This is a genomic window from Paenibacillus sp. FSL R5-0912 (assembly GCF_000758605.1).
In the GTDB taxonomy this organism is placed as follows: Bacteria; Bacillota; Bacilli; order Paenibacillales; family Paenibacillaceae; genus Paenibacillus_AQ.
Map to the genome: position 1 here is coordinate 1,028,104 of NZ_CP009282.1, position 21,748 is coordinate 1,049,851.

Below are 21,748 nucleotides of genomic sequence, written 5' to 3' on the forward strand. Positions count from 1 at the left end.
ATAATATGTTTAGATCATAAACAAGTAAGTGAGCAAAAGAAAGGGGGGCCATTAAATGCGCGGCAATAAGTTGTCCCAATTTGGTCAACAGCTATTTTTCGTTGGCCCGGCGTTATTGTTCTTTACCTTGATTACTATTATCCCGTTTCTGATGGGGATGTACTACTCCTTCACAGACTGGAACGGCGTATCAGGTAATGTAAGCTGGGTGGGCGTTCAGAACTTTAAATCGATTTTTACGAATGATCCCGACTTCTGGTCATCCTTCTGGTTTACCGTGAGATTCACTGTACTGGGAGTAATATTGACCAATGTGGTGGGCTTTTTCCTGGCCTATCTGCTGACCAAACCTTTAAAAACACGCAATATGCTCCGGACCATATTCTTCATGCCGAATGTGATCGGGGGATTGCTGCTTGGTTTCATATGGCAGTTCATTTTCATTAAAGGGTTCGCCACAATGGGCGATGTTACAGGCTGGTCCTTCTTCAATCTTCCTTGGCTTGGGGATGCAACCACCGGCTTCTGGGCAATTGTCATGGTATTCATTTGGCAGTCCTCCGGTTACCTGATGGTTATCTACATTGCTTCACTCAGCAACGTGTCCAAAGAAGTGCTCGAAGCTGCTGAGATTGACGGCGCATCCCGGATGCAGGTGCTTCGCAACATTATCGTGCCGCTGATTATGCCTGCGGTGACGATCGGCTTGTTCCTGGCCATTTCCTGGTCCTTCAAAATGTTCGACCTGAACCTGTCGCTGACTAAAGGCGGACCGTTCAAATCGACGGAATCCGTAGCCATGAACATCTATAATGAAGCCTTCCTGAACAACCGTTACGGTCTGGGTACGGCAAAAGCGTTGTTATTCTTCGTCATTGTAGCGCTGATCACTGTCATTCAGGTTCGTCTTACGAAGAGCAAGGAGGTAGAAGCTTAATGAACGCTAAAACTAAAGGCAGATGGAACATTGGAATTGAAGTAATTATGATTCTTCTGGCGCTTCTATTCCTCTCTCCTTTCTATTTCCTGCTGGCGAACTCGGTGAAATCCTTCGGTGAGATTCTGAGCGATGCGGCAAGCTGGCCGCAGACCTTCATGTGGTCAAACTATGCTAACGCCTGGAAGCTGGCCCGTTTCTCCGAGGCCTTCCGCAATTCGCTGATCGTCACAATCATTAGTGTGATTCTGATCTCCCTGTTCAGCGCAATGGCCGCTTACCGCATGGTACGTGCCAATACCCGGTTTAACCAGGTTCTGTTGCTGCTGTTCGTAGCGGCAATGGTCGTTCCGTTCCAGACGATCATGATTCCGATCTTGAAGGTCGTAAACATCATTGGGGTCAACAACTCGTTCGCGGGTCTGATTATTTCCAACCTGGGACTTAGCATTCCGATGGCCATCTTCCTGTTCCACGGCTTCATCAAATCGGTGCCGCTGGAAATTGAAGAAGCGGCAACCGTGGATGGCTGCAATCCGATCTCGGCTTTCTTCCGGATTGTGCTACCTCTGCTGAAGCCCATGCTGATGACCATTATCGTGCTGAATGCACTGGGCATCTGGAATGACTATCTGCTTCCATCGCTGATTCTTCAGGCACCTGAATTGCGTACCATTCCGCTTGCTACCTTCTCGTTCTTCGGCCAGTATACGAAGCAATGGGATATGGCACTTCCGGCGCTGACTATCGGGGTTGCCCCGATTGTAATCTTCTATCTGTTCATGCAGCGTTACATTGTTGAGGGAATAGCGGCCGGCTCGGTGAAGGGTTAATCACCGGGCTCCCGTTCCACATATTAAGCAGTTAAATTAGTCAAGGGGGAAATACAAATGATGAAGAAACGGTCTGCAGTGATGCTGTCCAGCGTAATGCTGATGTCTGTCGTGCTTGCGGCATGCGGTGGCAACAACACTAACAATAATGCTTCGAATGGTGCTTCGAATGGAAGCGCTGGCAACACTTCCGGCGCTGTGAAAACGGTTAAGATTTTCCAGTTCAAGACCGAAATCGTGGAAGGCCTGAATGAACTGAAGGTTGAATTCGAGAAAGAATACCCTAACATCAAGCTGGACATTCAAACGGTTGGCGGCGGCGCAGACTATGGGGCAGCCCTGAAGACGAAATTCGCTTCCGGCGATGCTCCTGACATTTTCTCGAACGGCGGTTACGCTGAAATGGCACTGTGGGCTGACAAGCTCGAGGATCTGTCCGATCAGCCTTGGGTGAAGGATCTGATTCCTTTGGCTGCTGAGCCAATGACTAAAGATGGCAAAACCTATGGTATGCCGATGAACCTTGAAGGTATTGGTTATGTCTACAACAAGGATCTGTTCGCCAAAGCCGGTATCACTGAAACGCCAAAAACAATCACTGAGCTTGAAGAAGCAGCAAAAAAATTGCAGGCGATCGATGTTATTCCTTTCGGAAACGCATACCAGGAATGGTGGCTGCTGGGTATCCAGGGCATCAGCGTAGCATTTGCACAGCAGGATAATGTGGATGAATTCATCAACGGCCTGAACGCCGGAACTTCCACCATCGTGGGCAACGAGAAATTCAAGGATTGGAGCAACCTGCTTAACCTGACTGTGAAATACGGACAGAAGAATCCTTTGACTACAGATGCTAATACTCACCTGGCTATGTTCGCCAATGGCGAAACCGCTATGATGCAGGAAGGCAACTGGGCACAGACTCTGGTTGACAACATCACCCCTGGCATGAACATCGGTATGTTCCCTATGCCAATCAACGACGATCCTGCGATGAACGATAAGCTGTCTGTAGGGGTTCCTGCCAACCTAGTCGTGAATAAGGATTCCGGATCTAAGGAAGAAGCTAAGACCTTCCTGAACTGGCTTGTAACTTCCGACATGGGTAAAGAGTATCTCGTTCAAAAGTGGAAATTCATCCCTGCCCTGTCCACCATTCCGGCAACACCTGAAGATATCGGTCTTCTGGGTGCGGATGTATGGAACTATGTTCAAGAGGGTAAAGTCTACGGACTTCAGGCTTCGAAATTCCCTGATGGTGTAACTCAAGAATTTGCAAGTTCCATTCAAGAGCTAATCGCCGGTAAAGTGGACGAAGCAGGCTGGGAAAAGAGCATGCAGGCAGCTTGGGATAAGCTGAAGAAATAATCAGTACCTGCAAAGCAAGTACAACGAGTAATTGTAATGTGGTGCTAAACAGAGAGTCCTTATAAGGACCTAACCCGGATAAAGTGGATTGCCAGGACGCTCCAGCCCAATCTCAGCATATGAGGTGAGGCGGGGGCGTTCTTTTGGTTGTCCGGAAACTGGCGGTCTGATATATACTCGAATGGAGAAGATTTCTGTACATGAATGATGAGGAGGAGTGATGGGGCTTATGGAACTTAACAGCTATACTAACGTGCAGATCGGTGTGGATTATTACCCCGAACATTGGGATGAGTCTATGTGGGAGACGGATATTAAATTAATGAAGGAAACCGGAGTCAAGGTGGTCCGGGTGGCGGAATTTGCCTGGAGCCGGCTTGAGCCGGTAGAGGGGACCTTTGATTTCGCCTGGCTGGACCGGGCGCTGGATCTGTTCCACGCCTACGGAATTCAGATTGTGATCGGGACGCCGACAGCGACACCGCCGCGCTGGCTGACTTCTGCCTACCCGGATGTGCTGCCTGTGTTCGCAGATGGAGGTGTATTCCATCCGGGAGTACGCGGCCACCGCTGTTACAACAGCGCATCGCTGCGGAAGTATGGCCGCCGGATTATTGAGGCGCTGGCCCGTCATTACAGCGGTCATCCTGCCGTTATCGGCTGGCAGACGGACAATGAATTCAGTATGCTGGATTGCCATTGTGACAGCTGCAACCTGGCGTTCCGCAAGTGGGTTCAGGAGAAGTACAGCACACTCGCGCAGGTTAACGCAGAGTGGGGAACTGTGGTCTGGAGCGGAGAGTACAGCAGCTGGGACGAGCTGACGGTGCCTTACGGCGGCTCACCATTCCAGAATCCCTCGCTGCTGCTGGATTTCCAGCGGTTCCAATGGGATGCGGTGATCGCTTTCCAGAAGATGCAGACGGAAGTGCTGCGCGAGATCTGCCCGAAGCACTTTATCACCCACAACTTCCATAGTTATCCTCAGCGGCTGGACATGCACGGGCTGGCTGAGGATCTTGATGTGGCTGCCTTCGATTATTATCCGAACCCTTCGCCGAAGAAGCAGACGACGGCTCCCTACAGCGGCGCGCTATCCCTGGATCTGACCCGCGGCATCAAACGCCGCAATTTCTGGATCATGGAGCAGCTGAGCGGCCCGCCGGGCTGCTGGTTCCCAATGTGGCGGACTCCTAACCCGGGGTTTATCCGCGCTTATGCCTGGCAGGCGATTGCCAGAGGCGCAGATACCGTGGTGCATTTCCGCTGGAGAAGCTCCGTAGCCGGGGCAGAACAGTTCTGGCATGGGCTGATCGACCACAGCAATGTGCCCGGGCGGAGATTTGCCGAGTTCGCGCAGCTATGCAGTGAGGTGAACGGTTTGGCTCCGCTGCTGACGGGGACTAAGGTTATCAGCCAGGCGGCTATCCTGTATTCGCATGAGCAGCTGGCTGCGCTGCGCATCCAGCCTCAGGCTGAAGGATTGGACTACTACGATAACATTAAGCAGTACCACCGGGCGCTGACGAAGCTTGGTATCGGGTGCGATGTCATCGACTGGCGGCAGCCGCTTGAGGGTTACAAGCTGGTGATTGTCCCGAGCCTGTACCTGCATGATGAGGAAGCTGCACAACTGCTGGAGACTTTTGCCGGAGGTGGCGGAATCGTGATCCTTACCCATCGCAGCGGTGTGAAGAATATGAACAACATCTGTGTAATGCAGCCACTGCCAGGGCTCTTCTCCCGTGCAGCGGGTGTAACGGTGGAGGAATATGATCCGATCGGAGGCGAAGTTCATTCGCTTCGCAGCGCTGAGGGCCTTCTGTATGAATGCAGCCAGTGGTGCGACATTCTGCGGCCGGCGGGAGCCGAGCCGGTCGCCTGGTATGAAGACGATTTCTTTGCCGGAGCTCCTGCGGTCACCGTAAACCGCTTCGGAGCGGGCCAGGTTTATTATATCGGAACACATGCCGGGGAGAACTACTGGCTGAAGCTTTTGAGTGATATCGCGCTAGACGTTGGGCTTGAGCTGTTCCCGGAATTACCGGAGGGTGTACAGGCATTCAAGCGCACAGGAGAGAGAGGGGGACTGCTGTTTCTGCTGAATCTTAGCCGGACGCCTCAGACTGTAGGGCTAAACAAGCTTTACCGCAGCGCTTTTACCGGTACCCTGATGACTGGCCCGGTAGAGCTTGCGGCGTATGGTGTAGAGATTCTGGAGACTGAAGGCTGAAGCTTGGCAGGGAGCTGAACCTCAGGCGGAAGGATGACGTCTCTTATCCAGCATGCGCGAGAGGAAGGGAATGACCACGGTTCTATGTTGTGGAGGGTTCAATCCTGCAGGCTGGTCCTTCTGCGGGGTCTGAAGCTCTTCTTGCCGTAGCATGTCCAGCAGGTCATAGACCGTTGTGATTTGATCCGAAGTTATAGCTAATTCTTTACCCTCAGGGTTACCGGGGACCTTGAAATTCCATTGTTTGTTTCCCATGGTTATCGCTCCTATTCGTGTGTGCCATTCGGCTGAGGCAGCATGCTTCTTTTATATTTCCATCATAATCTGCGCAGCAGATCATGTATAATGAAGGGAAATGATGGAGGCCATCACTACGGCTGATGGGTGATCCGGGGAGAGAGGTGCGGAATGGATATGGGTCTTCTTAAAGTATTTCTGGCGGTTGCTGAAGAAGGTAGTATCTCTAAAGCAGCCCAAAGCCTGAACTATGTGCAGTCGAATGTGACAACCAGAATTCAGCAATTGGAGCAGGAGCTGAAGACTCCGCTCTTTTACCGGCATAGCCGGGGGATCACGCTGACCTCAGCGGGACAGACGTTCATGGAATATACGGTCAGGATTCTTAAGCTGCTGGACGAAGCCAAGCAGGCGGTTCTGGATTCGCCGGTTCCCAAAGGCTCGATTACGGTCGGCTCGGATACGACGGCTGCCGTCCGGCTGCCTGCCATCCTGTCCACTTACCGGGTCTGTTACCCTGATGTTGAAGTTCATCTGCAGGTCGGGCGGGCGAAGGAGCTAATTGATTCTGTCCTGCAGCATACCGTGCACGGAGCCTTTCTGGACGGACCGGTGGAGCATCCGGAGATTGTCCAGGAGCTGCTTATCCATGAACGGATCGGCCTTGTGATTCCGGATACGATGGAGTATCAGGGCATCCGGTCCATTCATGACAAGACTCTGCTGATCCTGAATGCGGAATGCTTGTACAGGATGAAGCTGGAGCAATGGCTCGCGGAAGTAGGCTGCCGGCTTGGGAAGGTGATGGAGTTCGGGACGATGGAAGGACTCCTCGGCTGCGTGAAGGCGGGAATTGGCTATGCGGTCTTGCCTCTATCCTATTTCACCAGGATGAATGTAACGGAAGGCATCCGCATTTATCCGTTTCCGGAGAAGTATGCAGAGGTTCCGACGGTGTTCATCCGGCGGCGTGACCTCTATATGACGAGCGCTTTCCGGGAGTTTATAGAAGAGCTTAAGGCAGGGCTGCCTGAAGCGGTGAGCGGGGCAGATAGGACGGAGGACAGCGGCAGTGCTGTGAATTAACAGTTATAAAATCAAACAGCGGCACCCCAGCTGGCTTAGCTGGGGTGCCGCTGTTTAATGCAGCTTCCTGAACTGCTCCGGCGTAATCGCCGACTGCTTGCGGAAGGTGGCGACGAAATGGCTGACGTCGCGGAAGCCGACGCGCTGGGAGATGGATTTTACCGTAAGGTGGGGCTGGGTCACAAGCAGTTCCTTGCTCTTGCGGATACGCAGCCGGACGAAATAGGCATAAGGGGAGAGTCCGAAGGTCTGCAGAAACAGGCTGTTCAGATATCGCCCGGATACATCAAGATGTGCCGCGAGATCATAGAGTCCGACATCCGGGTCTCCGTAATGGCCGTCCATCCATTTCAGCAGCGGCTGCAGCTTATCCACATTGCGGGAGATTGCCGTATTATTATGCAGCTGCCCATATTTGTTCAGCGTTAGCAGGAACCGGTAGGCGTCCGTAGATTCACCCAGGTTGAACATGTCTCCGGAAGCATCATGGCGGTCAAGCATCTCCTTCAGCATATAGCGGAGCGGAGATTCATTCTCCCAGCGGTAGAGAAGATTGGTATTCATCGCGAGTGAATCCAGAATATGCCGGGCTGAAGTCCCGCCGAAGGTGAGATAATAGGTGCACCATACTTCGGAAGAGAGGGATTCATAGCCGTGTGGAACACCGGGCATAAGCAGAATGCCGCTGCCTTCAGTGAGTGTGATTCTTTTATTATCGATATGGATGATGCCCTCACCGTTCTCCGTCTGCAGCCAATGGTAAGTATGATAGCCTTGAGGACGGGTTACTTTTTCCTGATTCGGGTTATAGCCCATACTGTCGAGGGTAATCGGAAGCTGCTGCCCGCTCTCCTGGGCAAACACGATTCTTCGCACGGCACTCTCAGACATAATTGTCAACTCCTGTAGTTCCATATTATTATATATGAGTTCGTTTATTTTATATATAAAGCGGAACCGATAGTGATTAGAATAAGAATATACTTATATTATAAAGGATGTGCAAAGTGTGATCAACGAGAAATTATCTAAGATTTGGTACGGTGGAGATTATAACCCGGAGCAATGGGATGCCCCGGTATGGGCAGAGGATGAACGGATGTTCAAGCTGGCAGGAATCGATGTCGCTACCATTAATGTGTTCAACTGGGCAGCGCTTCAGCCGTCCGAAGAGACGTACGATTTCAGCGGTCTGGATGAATTGATTGACCGTCTATATAAGAATGGAACTTATGTATGTCTGGCTACCGGAACCGGAGCGCATCCGGCCTGGATGGCTCACCGTTATCCTGAGGTTACCCGGGTCGATGTCCAGGGCAGGAAGCGTAAATTCGGCGGACGGCACAACTCCAATCCGAACAGTGCGGTATACCGCAAATATTCGACACTTCTGGCCGGCAAGCTGGCAGAGCGCTACAAGGATCATCCGGGACTGGTGGCATGGCATATCTCCAATGAATATGGCGGATATGATTACTCCGAGCAGTCTGAAGTTGCCTTCCGCAACTGGCTGAAGGAACGTTACGGAACGCTTGACGGACTGAACAAAGCTTGGAATACCCGCTTCTGGGGTCATACCTTCTATGACTGGGAGGAAATCGTGGTGCCGAACGAGCTCAGCGAAGAGTGGAACGGCAACCGGACCAACTTCCAGGGGATATCGCTGGACTACCGGAGATTCATGTCGTACAGCCTGCTGGAATGCTATAAGCTTGAGTACGATGCCATCAAGGAGCATAGTACCAATATTCCCATTACGACCAACATGATGGGCTTCTACCCGGAGCTTGACTACTTCGAATGGGCTAAATATATAGACGTTATCTCCTGGGACAATTATCCGGCTCTGGATACACCGGTCAGCCATACAGCGATGACGCATGACCTCATGCGCGGCCTGAAGAACGGCCAGCCGTTCATGCTGATGGAGCAGACGCCAAGCCAGCAGAACTGGATGCCGTACAACTCGCTGAAACGTCCGGGCGTGATGCGCCTGTGGAGCTATCAGGCGGTGGCGCGCGGCGCGGACACGGTGCTGTTCTTCCAGCTGCGCCGGTCTATCGGTGCGTGCGAGAAGTATCATGGTGCGGTCATTGAGCATGTGGGACATGAGCATACCCGGGTATTCCGTGAATGTGCTGAGCTTGGACGGGAGCTGGAACAGCTGGGCGATGAGCTGTTGGATGCACGCAGTGCAGCACAGATCGGTATTATCTATGACTGGGAGAACCGCTGGGCGCTTGATCTCTCTAGCGGCCCGTCGGTGGCGCTAGATTATGTGAACGAGGTTCACAAATATTATGATGCGCTGTATCAGCAGAATATAGAAGCGGATCTGATTGGCGTAGAAGAGGACCTAACGAAGTACAAGGTTGTAATTGCACCGGTCCTGTATATGATCAAGCCAGGATTTGCGGCGAAGGTTGAAGCTTTCGTTCAAGCGGGCGGAACGTTCATTACAACCTATTTCAGCGGTATCGTTAACGAGAACGATCTGGTTACCGTTGGAGGCTACCCTGGAGAGCTGCGCAAGGTTCTGGGAATCTGGGCTGAAGAGATTGATGCCCTGCTGCCGGATATGCGCAATGAAATCGTGATGAATCAGGAATGGGGTCAGCTTAACCGTTCCTATTCCTGCGGTCTGCTCTGCGATCTGATTCATTCCGAAGGTGCGGAGGTGCTTGCCCAGTACGGCACTGACTTCTATCAGGGGATGCCCGCTCTGACCGTTAACCGCTTTGGCGAAGGCAAAGCCTATTATGTAGCCACCAGTCCCGATGGTGCGTTCCTGCGCGCATTCCTGGCTACGGTAAGCGCAGAGAACGGTATTGCTCCACTGGTAAGTGCACCGGAAGGCATCGAGTCCGTTCAGCGTGTGAAGGATGGCGTATCCTACCTGTTCCTGCTCAACCATTCCGCAGAGGAGCTTAGTGCAGATATCGGCACTGATGAACGGACAGACCTGCTATCAGGCAAGAAATGCAGCGGTTCCACTGTAGTGCCAGGCCGCGGAGTGCTAATTTTGTCGGATAAACAATAAACAGTAAACAGTAAATATAATACCTGGTTATGAAAAGCCGCCGCCCGTAATTACAGGGCGCCGGCTTTTGTGTTCTTTTTATTGGGTTAAGGAGCCGAAGTCCGTAAATTTCAGCTCAACGGTGATATGGATAGGCGTCCGGCTGAATACATCATCCCAGTGATCCTTCACCTTGTTCCACATCGCTGGTTCCTGGATACTGAGTCTGGTGCCGAAACCGGCGACATCGGTCTTATATTCGGACTGCAGCTTCTGAATCAGCGACTGCATCATCTGCTCCAGCCGCTTTTTAAACAGCTCTTCTGCTTTTTTTGAATGCTGTAAGTCCGAGGGGGATTTCTCTACATCCCACGTTTCAATCAGCCTTCCTTCCGTAGTGATTTTAACCTCGAAGGCCAGGGCGTCACCGTCTTTTTTGGTATTAATCTTACTTTTCATTGCTTTTAATTCGTAAGTCATTGGTTCTTTGTTCCAATCGTAGGTTTTGATCGTGCCGCTGTCACCCTCATTGGTCAGCCAGGAGAGACATTCGGTATCCTCCTGATTCAGCGCTCCTACCCAGTGTCCGCTATCCCCTTTAATAATGCCCGCACCGGAGAACTCAAGTTCGTCATTCGCCTTCACCAGATTCTGCAGCGCATAACTTCGTTTGGAGTGCATCAGGGCATCCAGTTTGGTTAAAATAACCGGGCTCAGCACCTTGCTTGTCCGGATCTGGTTACGGATCATACTTCTGATGTGAAATGAAGGAATCTCATTTTTTTGCATGGAGGCAAGGGTCTCCGCTGCACGGCCTTGACTTAAGAACACCATCGTACTGGGGCGGATATCATTGTCGCGAAGCAGGAAGTCCATTAATTGATTCATATTCTGCTGCTTGAGCAGCTCGGTCGATAGCACAATAACCTTGAGGTGATGCCCTATAATCGGATGGTCCCGGCGAATAGAGAACTGGCGGAAGATCTCCAGAACAGAATCTCCGGTTCCCGCTAAGTTAAAATATTGAGAATCAGTATTGTTGCCCTGTTGCTCCTTACCTCCTACAGAATTAACTGGAACAACCTGCACTGTGGCCGTAAGTTTATTCTGTTTGTAATAAGTTGCACCCTGCTCTTGAAGTACCTTTTCTGTATCGGTGAGTTCACCTATATCCAGGGCCATGCCGGTGTATAACGCCAGATCTTCAATCTCCTTACTGCTCCAGCAGGAGGTCTGTGTAGCCAGAAGGATTAGGCTGCACATTAAGAGGATAAGCCTTCTTCTATACATGTTGTTTCAACCCTTTCACACGGATGAGCCAGATAACTGAGAGCAGTACGGGCACCAGCAGAAACAGGACGGTTCCCATCTTCCCGATAGCATCCCCGACTGCGAACAGATCTGATAACGATTTAGGCAGCATAGCCGAAATGAAGATAACCGGAATCAAAGCATAAAGAATGGTGTGGAATTTAAGCCGGAAGATCTGCGAAATGCCGAGTGTGGCCTGGAAAAAGAAGCTGCTGAAATTGCAGAACATCTGCATCAGCCAGATGACCATGAACGGAAATTCCATGCGTTCGAAGATGAAGCCCGAAACTTCGAAGCTGCGCATCAGATCAATTGTAGGCCAGGTGCTGGTAACGGCCGAATCCACAGAGATGCCGCCAATAACCATGACCACGGTCAGCAAATAGATAACGAGCAGGACTGAAAGGCCTCCAAGCATCGCTTTGACTGCCTGCTTTGGGTTCTGCATGAACGCTACGAGTGTCAGCGTAACCTCACAGCCGGTGAATATAAGCACAGTAGATTTCAGGCCGCTGAACACAGGGGCCAGTCCATTGCCGAGCACAGGGCGCAGATTATTGATATCAAACATCCGGAAGCTGAGTGCATAAGAAATGAACAGAGTCATAAGGCTGATTGGAAACACAATCTGAAAGACGCGGGCAATGGAATTGATGCCCCCGTACACCAGGTATGTACTGAGCCAGATTATCGGAAGAAGAATTGCCCAGATCGGGGTGCCTTCCAGCAGGAAGAACATAGTCACTTCAGCAACTGTACGGATTTCAAAGCCGGCAATAATGATGAAATAGAGGATCAGCAGCAGGCATAAGGCTCCGCCGATCACCCGGCCTGAAACTTGTCCGGCATATTGGAACACCGTTTTGCCCGGGAATTGCTGACTGATCTTCACCATCAGGAGTACTACCAGCATTACGATGGCTCCGCCGAGCAGGACGGACAGCCAGGAGTCCGGGGTCTTGACACTTTCGCTTACGCTGCGTGGCAGTGTAAGAATACCTGCACCCAGCAAAGTGTTGCTCAAGAAAACGGCCGCTTGTGTAGACGTGATTTTATCATCGGTGCGTATGAACATTAGGCAATCCTCCTTCCGTGTAGGCGCAGTTATGACTTTCGTTTATTCTGCCGGGTTTTCATCATCACAGGTCTGCGTTTCATCAGAGCCAGCGGGGCACGCAGGAACAGGTCCTTCCAGTCACTCAGCCGGTAAGGTGATACTGGTGTGAGATACGGTACGCCGAAGCTTTTGAGCTTAGTGAGATGGCTGCAGATCAGCAGAAAGAACAGGATGGTCCCGTACATCCCGAGCATTGCCGCGAACATCATACCGACGAAGCGCAGCAGCCGCAGTGTGATTCCCGCACTGTACATTGGAATAGCGAAAGATGAAATGGCAGTCACGGCAACAACGATGACCAGAAATGGGCTGACTATGCCTGCCTGTACTGCGGCATCGCCGATGATCAAGCCGCCAACGATACCCATGGCCGGACCAATCGGCTTCGGTAGGCGGATGCCGGCTTCCCGCAGAATCTCGATAGCAACCTCCAGAATCAGTACTTCGATCAGGGAAGGAAAGGGGACACCTTGCCTGGTCTTGATGATGGAGATCGCCAGCTCTGTGGGAATCAGTCCCGGATGAAAGGAGATGAACGAGATGTACAGGGAAGGAGCCAGCAGTGCCAGGAATGCAGCGGCAAAACGCAGCAGCCGCAGACTGGTGCCGGGAAGCCAGCGCTCATAATAATCCTCCGGTGATTGCAGCAGCATACTGAAGGTCACCGGCACGATCAGAGCAAAGGGTGTTCCGTCAAGGAGGATGCCGATCCGTCCTTCGAGCAACGCGCTAATGACCCTGTCCGGCCGTTCTGTATTTTGGGCTTGCTGGAAGGGACTAAGGTAGTTGTCTTCAATCAGCTGCTCGATATAGCCGGATTCGGCCAGGAAATCGATATCTATTTTGTGGATACGGTTCTTAACCTCCTCCAGCAGCTCTGGATTGACGATATCCTTCATGTAGGCCAGAACGATATCCCTCTGAATGGTATTGCCTATCCGGTACGTCTTCATCTCGAGCTGCTCACTGAATCCCTGACGACGGAGCATGGAGGTATTCTCGCTTAACACCTCGGAGAAGCCCAGCCGGGGGCCTCTCAGCAGGGCCTCGGAGACTGGCTCTGCAATTGCACGGTTAGCTCCTCCGGGAAGCTCAATAAGGAGCCCGCAGGGCAGTCCTTCAATCAGCAGGGCACTGTGGCCGAAGAGGACGGATTTATTGAAGCTCCGTACACTGTCTGCTTCATTTAACTGGCTGAAGGGCAGCAGCTGGTTGGCAAGCTCTGCAGAGGACACCGGTCCGCGGGGTATCTCGTACATCAGAAACTGCATAATCCGCATATTAAGAATCCTGTCATTCTGCATGCCGTCTACGTAGATCAGCGCTCCCCGGCCTCCGCCATTCGCAATCATAAATTCCCGGATATGCAGGTCGCTGTTGGCACCGATAGCATTCTTCACCGCGAGCAGGTCGGTAGTGTAGTTGCCGCTGAAGGGGATTGCAGACGGTGTGCCGGCTTTTGCCCCGGCTGCAGACAGTGCTTGTGACCGGGGAACGGTCTTGGTGCCGTAGCCAGTCTGTCCCCGTCCGCTCCCTACGAGCAGGTACAAAGCTTTGTACAAGTATCCGAGGACAAGCGGAACGAGCAGTGCAACACCCGCTTGACCAAAGATTGCCCAGTCGGGTATATAGGATACAATGGTAGCAAGCAATCTGATCAACCCCCAGCCGCAGAAATTAAGAATCCGTGTTAATGAAGTTTTCCAAAGATTGCTTAGATTTAGTCATTTTCTCTAAAAAATATAAAATAAAAACCGGATGCACTCTTGTGGATACGCATCCGGTTTTTATTTATAGGTCTTATACAGATAAGAATTTAATGGAATGACGGGCGCCGCCTCTCCGCCAGGTAACGGACGCCATACAGTCCGTATGAATCTGGAGATGGCTGCCGGACTGCTCTGGGTATGGGCTGCCGGCCAACCTGAAAGCAAGCTTAAAGTTAGGCAGAGCTTTCCCGTAAGTTTCGCTTGGTGAAATGTTATATAATGCATAATAGAGTGGATTTGACAGGGAACAGGAATGAAGCGTTCAGGAAAGAGGCTGCACATGAAAACCTTACTGGTAACAGGCTACCGTGCGCATGAGCTCGGGATTTACGACAGTAAACATCAGGGTATTCCTTATATCAAAAAAGCGCTCGCCAACCGGCTCGCTCCGCTGATAGAGGAGGGGGTGGAGTGGGTTATTACTCCCGGCCAATACGGCGTCGATCTATGGGCTTGCGAGGTGGTGCTTGAGCTGAAACGGCAATACCCCGGACTGAAGCTGGGGATCATTACAGCCCATGCTGCGCCGGAAGAGAAGTGGAAGGAAGAGAAGCAGAATGAATACCGCCGTATTATTGCCGGAGCAGACTACTACGGAGCTGTGAGTAATGCACCCTATGACGGTAGCTGGCAGTTCAGGGCGAGAGACGATCTGCTGTTCCGCAAAAGCGACGGGATTCTGCTGTTCTACGATGAGGATGCTGCGGAAGGCAGTGCGAAATTCACCAAGGAACGGGCAATGAAGCTGCACGCTGAAGGTGATTATGAACTCTATCTGATGCATGCAGAGGAGATTCAGAACATTGCGGACGAAGAGAGCCAGCGCGATTACGAATGAGGAGGAGAGAGTCATGAACCAGGAAACCGCATTTACCGAGGATGTCTGTTATGTTATTCTGCTGAGCCCGACTGCACAGGACCGCAGAGATATGGATATCATCCGGGCGCATGTCAGACATCTGCAGGAGCTGGAGCGCAGTGGACAGCTGGTGCTGTGCGGTCCCTTCAGTGACAGTCCCGGCGGGATGGTCATTATCCGCGCAGCTTCACGCGAAGCAGCGGCAGACATCGCCGAGCAGGACCCGTACGTAACGTCGGGTATCCGCAGCTATGAACTACGCACCTGGGGCCTGTCCCATGAAGGCAACAGGCACATGGGCATAGCCACCGATTAGCGGCTTACAGCTTGCAGGGACTATGAAGGAATTTAGATGAAGCTCTGCAGTGAAGGCGCCTTACGGACCTTGTAATTCTGCTCGTAGGCATAAGCCAGACGGATGAGCACCGGCTCTTCATAGGCCCGTGCCGAGAAGGTTACGCCAAAAGGGGCGCCGGCCGATGTGTAGCCGGACGGTACTACAATGGACGGGTAACCGGCTCTTGACGTGATTCGTGCGCCGAAGTCAGCCGGGAATAAGAGGGCATCCAGCTGATGCTCCCGCATAGTGGCATCGATACCCATTTCCTTGCAGAGCCGCAGATCCGTCGCACGGTCGCGCAGATACTGCGGCTCGGTGAGGGTGCCGGAGGTGGTATATTCGGCATCCAGCAGGGTGGCTTGCCCGAACTTCAGTGTTTCTACCGGATGGGCATGATTGAAATCAATGATATCCTTCAGGGTTCGCATGGGAGCACCCGGGCCCAGTTTTGCCAAATAGGCGTTAAGTGAGGTTTTGAACTCATTCAGCACCACAGAGGAATAGCTGATCTCCCGTGCAGTTGTAATCTCTGCCGGATCAATAATGGTCGCCCCGAGCTCGCGCATTCTGTCCACTGAGGCATTGAACAGCGCGAGCTGTTCGTCTGTAAGCTCCTCGAAATAATAATCCCGCGGAATCCCGATGCGCGCACCCTTCAGGCCGTCTGCATCAAGGAAGACCGTGTAATCCGCGTGCAGTCTGCCTGTATTCGTACCCATTGAGGCATCACTGTTGTCCTGTCCAAGCAGGGCATTCAGCAGAAGTACAGCATCGCGGACGGTTCTCGCCATAGGTCCGGCGGTATCCTGCGTATTGGAGAGCGGAAGAATGCCAGAGCGGCTGATCATTCCCACAGTAGGCTTAATGCCGATGACCGATCCAAGGTTGCCGGGATTGAGGATCGAGCCCGAGGTTTCCGTTCCTACGGACACGGAGCAGAAATTGCAGGCAACCGCCACTGCAGATCCGGCGCTGGAGCCGCCTGTCGGCGTGGAGATATTGTAAGGGTTAAGCACCTGACCGCCCCGGGAGCTGAAGCCTGAGGGCATGCCGTTCGTCATGAAATTGGCGAATTCCGTCATATTGGCCTTGCCCATAATAATCGCCCCGGCTTCGCGCAGCCTGGTAACAATGAAGGCATCCTCCTGGGCAAAAGAATCCGCCAAAGCCAGCGAACCCGCACTGGTATGCATTTTATCCCCTGTGTTGATATTGTCCTTCAGCAATACCGGTATACCGTGCAGCGGTCCCCGGGGCCCCTGAAGCTGTCGTTCCACGTCCAGGGATTCAGCGATGAACAGCGCATCCGGATTAATCTCCAGCACGGAATTGATCGTCAGGCCGTTTTTGTCATGATCTGCAATGCGTTCAAGATACATAAGGACTAATTGTCTGGAAGTGATTTCTCCGGAATCCAGAGCGGCCTGAATCTCCGGTAGGGTAGCCTCTACGATTTCAAAACTCATGCGGGTTCACGCTTCTTTCCCTCTAGGTTTTAGGTTTTCTCCTTCATCTAACCATAGTTTTCCCTGTCTTCATAGTGTTGTTTTTGCTGTCCGGGTTACTCTTACAGTTCATGTTAGTTCTTAAAGAAATGTTAGAGGCGTATCTCCCGTGGTTAATAGTTGACATGCACTAACACATCTTGCCAATAACGATTAGGAGGATTACAACTTGAGAAAATGGACTGCATTATTCATGGGGGTTATTCTGTCTGCTGCCTTAACCGCATGCGGCAACAATGATACGGCTCAGCCGGCTGCTGATGCTTCTGAAGCCCCGGCAGCAGCTGCCGGTACTGCCGCCACTACAGCCCCAGCCGAACAGACAACCGCCGGCGTTCCGGCTCTGGAGGAACTGCTGCAGAAGACGGCTGCTGCACAATCGGAATTGAAGAGCTTCGCCATGAACTCGCAAATTCAGCAGAATATGGTGATGAAGCAGGGCGAAACCAATCAGGAACAGGCCATTGAGATGGCAGTGAACGCTGAATACACTAAAGATCCGCTGGAAATGCATCAGGAGATCGTTATGACTCTGGCAGGCCAGGGAGAACAGAAGATGGAGCAGTACGTAACCGCAGACGGTTTCTTCTCGCTGACGAACGGGCAGTGGGTTAAAATGCCGGCTGCGATGACTGAGCAGTTGACCGCTACTATGCAGCAGTCTGCAAATCCTGAGAAGCAGCTGGAGCAGTTCAACCAAATTGCTGACCAGACGAAAATCACCGAGGAAGGTGACAATTATCTGATAACAGCAGAAGTATCGGGCGAAGAAGTGAAGAATCTGGCGAAGAGCTATCTGAACCAGAGCGGAAGTGTAGACAGCCAGATGACTGCGATGATGGAGCAGATGAATATCAAGAGCATGAACATCGCTTACACCGTGGACAAGAAGACTTATTTCCCGACTTCATCGGATGTTAATCTGGTCATGGATATGATCAGCGGTGAACAGACCGTCTCGATGGATATGAAGATGAAGGCGACCATTAGCGATCATAACAAAATCACGGAGATTAAGGTTCCGCAGGAAGCTCTGGAGGCGCAAGAGGTTCAAATGCCGGCAACCCAGTAACCGGCCCCAACTAAAGAGCATGCCAAACAGGAGGACCCGTAGACCGGGTCCTCCTGTTTGGTCAGGGCAATGCTGATTACATGTTTACAGGCCAAAGGGGGACATGCTGTTGAACAGTCCGTAGGCTGCTCCAGCCAATACCGACATTACCAGCTTGTAGAATATATATCCGGTTGCAACGTTTGCAGTGGCAATCAGGTATAGGGTATCGATTCCGCGGTTGGAGGTGTTCAGCGGATATTGAAACGCCACGGTGTTGATGCTGGCAAAGACGAAAAGAAAGGACAGCACAATCAGGATAGCTGAGAAGGAATAGAGGCTGAGGATCAGCGACAGGATAGCCAGAACCAGCAGCGCTACAGCGGGAACGAGCAGAGTGCCGAATCTTGCGATCAGCAGCTTGAGATCGAAGCTGACTTTCTCCAGCCGGAGTGCGGCATAAGTAGTCCCGCAGCCAACGGCAATTCCTGCAGCCGTTAATAGAAGCGGCTTCAGAAATCCGGGTCCTATGATTGGCGAGATATCCCATTTGATGAACCAGGTGAGAAAATATAGGGCTGACAGTATTGCCGTCAGTCCCATTGTAATCAGACTGTTCAACAATTGGGCGGCCTGGACCTCTTTCATCGTACTGTAAGGACGGGTTAGAGCACTCAAGAAGAATCCCCAGTACTGTTTGCTGACCCGCTTAGCCTGCCTGACGCGTTCATCCTGGAGCAGATTGTCCCATTGCCCGGATGCTCTGCGCTGGGGCTGCGGTTGCCCGTTATCTGAATTTGGCCCTCCGGGATTCGTAAAGGGAGCTCCGCCTTCCGGATTGTTCATTGCTCATCCTCCTTAAGAAAAATATGGAAATCATAGCATTGGCTATAGTATAAGGGGGTTGCCCTATAAATACTATAAATTTGCCAAAGACATAAACCGCCCATAAAGGATTCGTTGCCGGGAGAACCTGGAATTCTTAAGTTTCATAGGGTTTAGGCTTAATGGGCTTAATTGTTGTACGTAGTACAACCTTGCTTCCTAAAATACCTGGGTGTTCGGACAGATTGTTGTATGAAATACAGGAATTGTCCCGCTTCACCGCTATGTGGGAAGAGGAATGCTGCCTTTTGTACAACAATTTCCGATTATAGCCGGGATTACGAGGGAAATGTTGTATTATGGGCAGGATTTAAAAAAGCCTGTATTCCGCAGATAAAATGCGGTTTACAGGCTTTGCGTTGAATGTACCTTACAGGGAAGCTGGCGGGTAATCAGGAAGTTACTCCTGTTCCCGGACAAATCCCTCTTCCGCCAAATACTCCCCGGCTTCTTCTACGGTTTCGAAGGCCATCTCCAGCTGGAGGCCTGCATACAGGTACCACAGATCTTCCTCGAATCTGAGACTCAGCGTGTGGCCATCCTCATTCTTCCATAGAGATTCAGCACCAGTCTGCGCTTTTTTCTTTCTTTTGGCCGGAGCAGGGGCATCGGGAATGAACATGGATAGAGACGCAATCGAAGCATCCACCAGTTCCCGCAGTTCAGCTTCCGAATAATTCCTGATGTTCACGAGACCCTTGTCATCACTCTCATAGCCACGCAGCAGGCCGGCATAGACGAAGCCGTTGCCGTTCGGGTGGATATGGGAAGCAACGGTCTTCTTGTCGTGCCGGCTCTCCTCGAAGTGGTAGTTCACCCGCCCAAGCGAGACATTCCGCCGTTCCAGCTGGGGGTAGGAATCAAGAATAGCTAATTTCTGTTCAAAAGTAAGCATATGCAGCCTCCGGTTCGCATTTTCGTCAGTTGATTATACCATGCCGGCGGGCAGTGGACTATATAGCCTGCCGTAACTGTTACTGCCCTTAAGCGGCTTAACCGGCAAGCGGCAGCCGCAGCACGAACGAGCAGCCCTGCTGCGGGGCGCTGCCAAGCTCAAGGCTGCCGCCCATACCTTCGGCGAGCAGCCTGCTGAAGGTCAGGCCAAGCCCGAGTCCGCGCAGCACGCTCTGCTTGGCGGTGCTGCGGAAGAAGGCTTCGAAGATCAGCTCCCGGCTCTCCGGAGGAATACCCGATCCGTTATCTGTCACCGTGATTTCGGCGCTGTTCTGCGGCGTGGCCGCAAGCTCCAGCGTTAACTGAAGCTTGCGGTCCTGTGCCTTCGCCTGCACGCTGTTATTGAGCAGATTGACGATAATCTGCTGGATACGCAGCGGATCTCCCCGCAGAAACAGCTGGCTCTCCGGCAGATGAAGGATGGGTTCGCAGACATCCTCGCCTTGGGTCAGCTTCCATTGATAGAGGATTTCCTCCAGCAGCGGAGCGGCCTCCAGCCTATCATGACGGACAGCGACAATGCCCGCTGTCAGCGCGTTATAGTCGAGCAGATCCGCGACCATGCGCTGCAGCCGCTCGGCTTCGTGTAAGGCAATGCCCAGGAACTCTCCGGCCTCATCCCCCTCGACCACACCCTCGCGGACCGCATGAAGCAGACCTTTAATAGAGGTGACCGGTGTCTTCAGTTCATGGGACACTCCGGCCAGCATGACGGCCCGGGACTGCTCGAACTGCTGCAGCTTGCCTGCCATCTCCTGGAAGGATACCAGCAGTTCATGGATTTCCCGCTCCTTGGCTCCGGTCTCCAGAACGATGTTATACTGGCCGCCGCTGATCTGTGCAGCAGCGGCAGCGACCCGCTGAATCGGCTTGGCCAGCTTGATCGACAACAGGTAGATCGTCAGCCAGCTTAAGATAATCAGGAAGACAATGATGATGGAGAAGAAGGTGATCTCTTCCTGCGGGATATGACGCAGGGAACGTTTGGACTGTAGGACAATTACCTGCCCGAGCGTTCCCTGATCTCCCTGGATCTGCGCAGCGGCGGCCTTGAATTCCGGGCTGCGCGAATCGGTCAGCGTATCATTCAGCTTATGCCGCATCTCTTCATCCGTCAGCGGAGGCTGGGAATACAGCAGCTCGCCCGCCGGTCCGGTAATGATCACGCACATCTCCATGGTTACCTTGAAGAACCGTTTGCGGTCCTCGACCAGCTTGTCGAGGCCCTGGGTGATGGCGAGCTGTCCGTCTGTGCCGACGCTGCGGTCGGCAATCTCCTGTGCCAGCAGGCCGGTGGTCTGCATCCGGTTGTTCATCGCCTCCTGCTGAATCCACCAGAAGGTTACCAGCGCCGTCAGCAGCAGCCCGATACTGATAATCAGCAGGTAGCGGACGGTCCAGTAGGAGAGAATCGATGTGGGTTTCTTTGTTCTGTTATTCATGTTGTCCATAATTGATAACCTGTTCCTCTCAGGGTACGGATCTCTCCTTCACTGTCCGGCCAGTGCGAGAGCGCCTGGCGCAGTCTTTTAATGGACAGGTCAACGGCCCGGTCGCTTCCTTCGTAATCCATTTCCCATACATGCTCCAGCAGCTGGTCCCGGGTGCAGATCTGATTCGGGCGTTCGGCCAGGAACAGCAGCACGGACATATCGCGCGGACTAAGGCTGACCTCAGCCCCGTTCAAGAACACACTGCGCGCAGTGTAATCAATGAACAGGCTGCCGAAATGGCGCTTGCGGCTGCCGTCCGACCACTGCGAGGGGCGGCGCAGCACCGCATTCACGCGGGCGACAACCTCCTCGGGAATGAACGGCTTCGACATATAGTCATCGGCCCCGCCGTCCAGTCCCGCCAGCCGGTCATTGATGCCGTCCCTGGCCGTGAGCATAATGACAGGACAGCTGCTTTTCTCGCGGATCAGTCCCAGCAGCTCGAAGCCGTCCATGTTCGGCAGCATAATATCGAGCAGAATCAGCGAGGGCGGCGCCACCTCGAAGGCTTCCAGGGCACTCCGGCCGTCGGCGGCACGGGTGACGTGGAAGCCCGCTTTTCGCAGATAAGCACCGAGTACACGGGCAATCGCCTCCTCATCCTCAACAATCAGAATGGATTTCATCTATTCAGCCTCCTTCTCAGGCCCGGCGGGGAATGCTTCTCCCAGGGCTACGGCTATGTGTTAGTTAAAATTACGACAATTCTACCATACTGCGGGCCGGTGTGCTTTGACTTCTTCCCGACATA

19 protein-coding genes are annotated in these 21,748 nt (G+C 52.5%); 9 read left to right on the top strand and 10 right to left on the bottom strand.

The annotated features are described in order from the left end of the window. Positions 1-55 precede the first annotated feature (55 nt). The 4 genes from R50912_RS04435 to R50912_RS04450 all read left to right on the top strand — a co-directional run bounded on the left by R50912_RS04435 (position 56) and on the right by R50912_RS04450 (position 5,371). Positions 56-937: a carbohydrate ABC transporter permease gene (locus R50912_RS04435; RefSeq protein ID WP_042232723.1), complete on the top strand. Its 882-nt coding sequence runs from the start codon at positions 56-58 to the stop codon at positions 935-937. Then, complete coding sequence (locus tag R50912_RS04440) at positions 937-1,770, top strand: carbohydrate ABC transporter permease (RefSeq protein ID WP_042232725.1); 834 nt, start codon at positions 937-939, stop codon at positions 1,768-1,770. Before R50912_RS04435 ends, R50912_RS04440 begins: the two co-directional genes overlap by 1 nt. A 57-nt stretch (positions 1,771-1,827) precedes the next feature. Beyond that, complete coding sequence (locus R50912_RS04445; RefSeq protein ID WP_081956372.1) at positions 1,828-3,138, top strand: ABC transporter substrate-binding protein; 1,311 nt, start codon at positions 1,828-1,830, stop codon at positions 3,136-3,138. Between the two features lie 229 nt (positions 3,139-3,367). Then, positions 3,368-5,371: a beta-galactosidase gene (locus R50912_RS04450; protein WP_052416819.1), complete on the top strand. Its 2,004-nt coding sequence runs from the start codon at positions 3,368-3,370 to the stop codon at positions 5,369-5,371. 21 nt (positions 5,372-5,392) lie between these two features. Here the strand turns inward: R50912_RS04450 and R50912_RS04455 are convergent, their stop codons facing one another. Next, entirely contained in the window at positions 5,393-5,626 is a 234-nt protein-coding gene (locus R50912_RS04455) for a hypothetical protein (protein WP_042232727.1), read from the bottom strand. A gap of 153 nt (positions 5,627-5,779) precedes the next feature. Here R50912_RS04455 and R50912_RS04460 point away from each other — a divergent pair, with 153 nt between their 5' ends. Beyond that, positions 5,780-6,694, top strand: coding sequence for a LysR family transcriptional regulator (locus R50912_RS04460; RefSeq protein ID WP_042232730.1), 915 nt, complete (start codon positions 5,780-5,782; stop codon positions 6,692-6,694). A gap of 54 nt (positions 6,695-6,748) precedes the next feature. On the opposite strand, the gene R50912_RS04465 is transcribed toward R50912_RS04460, so the two are convergent. After that, entirely contained in the window at positions 6,749-7,585 is an 837-nt protein-coding gene (locus R50912_RS04465) for an AraC family transcriptional regulator (protein WP_042232732.1), read from the bottom strand. 118 nt (positions 7,586-7,703) lie between these two features. Here R50912_RS04465 and R50912_RS04470 point away from each other — a divergent pair, with 118 nt between their 5' ends. Continuing rightward, entirely contained in the window at positions 7,704-9,734 is a 2,031-nt protein-coding gene (locus tag R50912_RS04470; RefSeq protein ID WP_042232733.1) for a beta-galactosidase, read from the top strand. Positions 9,735-9,812: 78 nt separating this feature from the next. On the opposite strand, the gene R50912_RS04475 is transcribed toward R50912_RS04470, so the two are convergent. The 3 genes from R50912_RS04475 to R50912_RS04485 are packed head-to-tail and all read right to left on the bottom strand — an operon-like array spanning position 9,813 to position 13,793. Continuing rightward, positions 9,813-10,976, bottom strand: a complete 1,164-nt coding sequence (locus R50912_RS04475; protein WP_331281896.1) for a Ger(x)C family spore germination protein — start codon at positions 10,974-10,976, stop codon at positions 9,813-9,815. 19 nt (positions 10,977-10,995) lie between these two features. Further along, a complete protein-coding gene (locus tag R50912_RS04480) occupies positions 10,996-12,099 on the bottom strand; it encodes a GerAB/ArcD/ProY family transporter (RefSeq protein ID WP_042232738.1) in 1,104 nt (367 codons plus the stop codon). Between the two features lie 29 nt (positions 12,100-12,128). Further along, positions 12,129-13,793 carry a spore germination protein gene (locus R50912_RS04485; RefSeq protein ID WP_042232740.1) on the bottom strand — a complete coding sequence of 555 codons (1,665 nt, stop codon included), beginning with the start codon at positions 13,791-13,793 and terminating at the stop codon, positions 12,129-12,131. A 397-nt stretch (positions 13,794-14,190) separates the two neighbouring features. Between R50912_RS04485 and R50912_RS04490 the strand changes: the two genes are divergently transcribed. Further along, positions 14,191-14,748 carry an SLOG family protein gene (locus R50912_RS04490; protein WP_042232742.1) on the top strand — a complete coding sequence of 186 codons (558 nt, stop codon included), beginning with the start codon at positions 14,191-14,193 and terminating at the stop codon, positions 14,746-14,748. Positions 14,749-14,761: 13 nt separating this feature from the next. Continuing rightward, positions 14,762-15,085, top strand: a complete 324-nt coding sequence (locus R50912_RS04495; protein WP_052415982.1) for a YciI family protein — start codon at positions 14,762-14,764, stop codon at positions 15,083-15,085. Between the two features lie 32 nt (positions 15,086-15,117). Here the strand turns inward: R50912_RS04495 and R50912_RS04500 are convergent, their stop codons facing one another. Beyond that, positions 15,118-16,575, bottom strand: a complete 1,458-nt coding sequence (locus tag R50912_RS04500) for an amidase family protein (protein WP_042232745.1) — start codon at positions 16,573-16,575, stop codon at positions 15,118-15,120. Between the two features lie 208 nt (positions 16,576-16,783). Here R50912_RS04500 and R50912_RS04505 point away from each other — a divergent pair, with 208 nt between their 5' ends. Beyond that, positions 16,784-17,686, top strand: coding sequence for a DUF6612 family protein (locus tag R50912_RS04505; RefSeq protein ID WP_042232747.1), 903 nt, complete (start codon positions 16,784-16,786; stop codon positions 17,684-17,686). Between the two features lie 84 nt (positions 17,687-17,770). On the opposite strand, the gene R50912_RS04510 is transcribed toward R50912_RS04505, so the two are convergent. From R50912_RS04510 to R50912_RS04525, 4 genes are all read right to left on the bottom strand, one after another. Then, positions 17,771-18,511, bottom strand: coding sequence for a hypothetical protein (locus R50912_RS04510; RefSeq protein ID WP_042232749.1), 741 nt, complete (start codon positions 18,509-18,511; stop codon positions 17,771-17,773). A 439-nt stretch (positions 18,512-18,950) separates the two neighbouring features. Continuing rightward, positions 18,951-19,445 carry a hypothetical protein gene (locus R50912_RS04515; RefSeq protein WP_042232752.1) on the bottom strand — a complete coding sequence of 165 codons (495 nt, stop codon included), beginning with the start codon at positions 19,443-19,445 and terminating at the stop codon, positions 18,951-18,953. Between the two features lie 97 nt (positions 19,446-19,542). After that, positions 19,543-20,955 carry a sensor histidine kinase gene (locus R50912_RS04520; protein ID WP_042232755.1) on the bottom strand — a complete coding sequence of 471 codons (1,413 nt, stop codon included), beginning with the start codon at positions 20,953-20,955 and terminating at the stop codon, positions 19,543-19,545. Next, complete coding sequence (locus R50912_RS04525; RefSeq protein WP_042232756.1) at positions 20,943-21,623, bottom strand: response regulator transcription factor; 681 nt, start codon at positions 21,621-21,623, stop codon at positions 20,943-20,945. The genes R50912_RS04520 and R50912_RS04525 overlap by 13 nt, the downstream gene beginning before the upstream one ends. Positions 21,624-21,748 lie beyond the last annotated feature (125 nt).

Bases quoted from the DNA above. Each gene is read 5' to 3' on its own strand.
- R50912_RS04435 (WP_042232723.1), top strand. From the start codon at position 56: ATGCGCGGCAATAAGTTGTCCCAATTTGGTCAACAGCTATTTTTCGTT.
- R50912_RS04440 (WP_042232725.1), top strand. From the start codon at position 937: ATGAACGCTAAAACTAAAGGCAGATGGAACATTGGAATTGAAGTAATT.
- R50912_RS04445 (WP_081956372.1), top strand. From the start codon at position 1,828: ATGATGAAGAAACGGTCTGCAGTGATGCTGTCCAGCGTAATGCTGATG.
- R50912_RS04450 (WP_052416819.1), top strand. From the start codon at position 3,368: ATGGAACTTAACAGCTATACTAACGTGCAGATCGGTGTGGATTATTAC.
- R50912_RS04455 (WP_042232727.1), bottom strand. From the start codon at position 5,626: ATGGGAAACAAACAATGGAATTTCAAGGTCCCCGGTAACCCTGAGGGT.
- R50912_RS04460 (WP_042232730.1), top strand. From the start codon at position 5,780: ATGGATATGGGTCTTCTTAAAGTATTTCTGGCGGTTGCTGAAGAAGGT.
- R50912_RS04465 (WP_042232732.1), bottom strand. From the start codon at position 7,585: ATGTCTGAGAGTGCCGTGCGAAGAATCGTGTTTGCCCAGGAGAGCGGG.
- R50912_RS04475 (WP_331281896.1), bottom strand. From the start codon at position 10,976: ATGTGCAGCCTAATCCTTCTGGCTACACAGACCTCCTGCTGGAGCAGT.
- R50912_RS04480 (WP_042232738.1), bottom strand. From the start codon at position 12,099: ATGTTCATACGCACCGATGATAAAATCACGTCTACACAAGCGGCCGTT.
- R50912_RS04490 (WP_042232742.1), top strand. From the start codon at position 14,191: ATGAAAACCTTACTGGTAACAGGCTACCGTGCGCATGAGCTCGGGATT.
- R50912_RS04495 (WP_052415982.1), top strand. From the start codon at position 14,762: ATGAACCAGGAAACCGCATTTACCGAGGATGTCTGTTATGTTATTCTG.
- R50912_RS04500 (WP_042232745.1), bottom strand. From the start codon at position 16,575: ATGAGTTTTGAAATCGTAGAGGCTACCCTACCGGAGATTCAGGCCGCT.
- R50912_RS04510 (WP_042232749.1), bottom strand. From the start codon at position 18,511: ATGAACAATCCGGAAGGCGGAGCTCCCTTTACGAATCCCGGAGGGCCA.
- R50912_RS04515 (WP_042232752.1), bottom strand. From the start codon at position 19,445: ATGCTTACTTTTGAACAGAAATTAGCTATTCTTGATTCCTACCCCCAG.
- R50912_RS04520 (WP_042232755.1), bottom strand. From the start codon at position 20,955: ATGGACAACATGAATAACAGAACAAAGAAACCCACATCGATTCTCTCC.
- R50912_RS04525 (WP_042232756.1), bottom strand. From the start codon at position 21,623: ATGAAATCCATTCTGATTGTTGAGGATGAGGAGGCGATTGCCCGTGTA.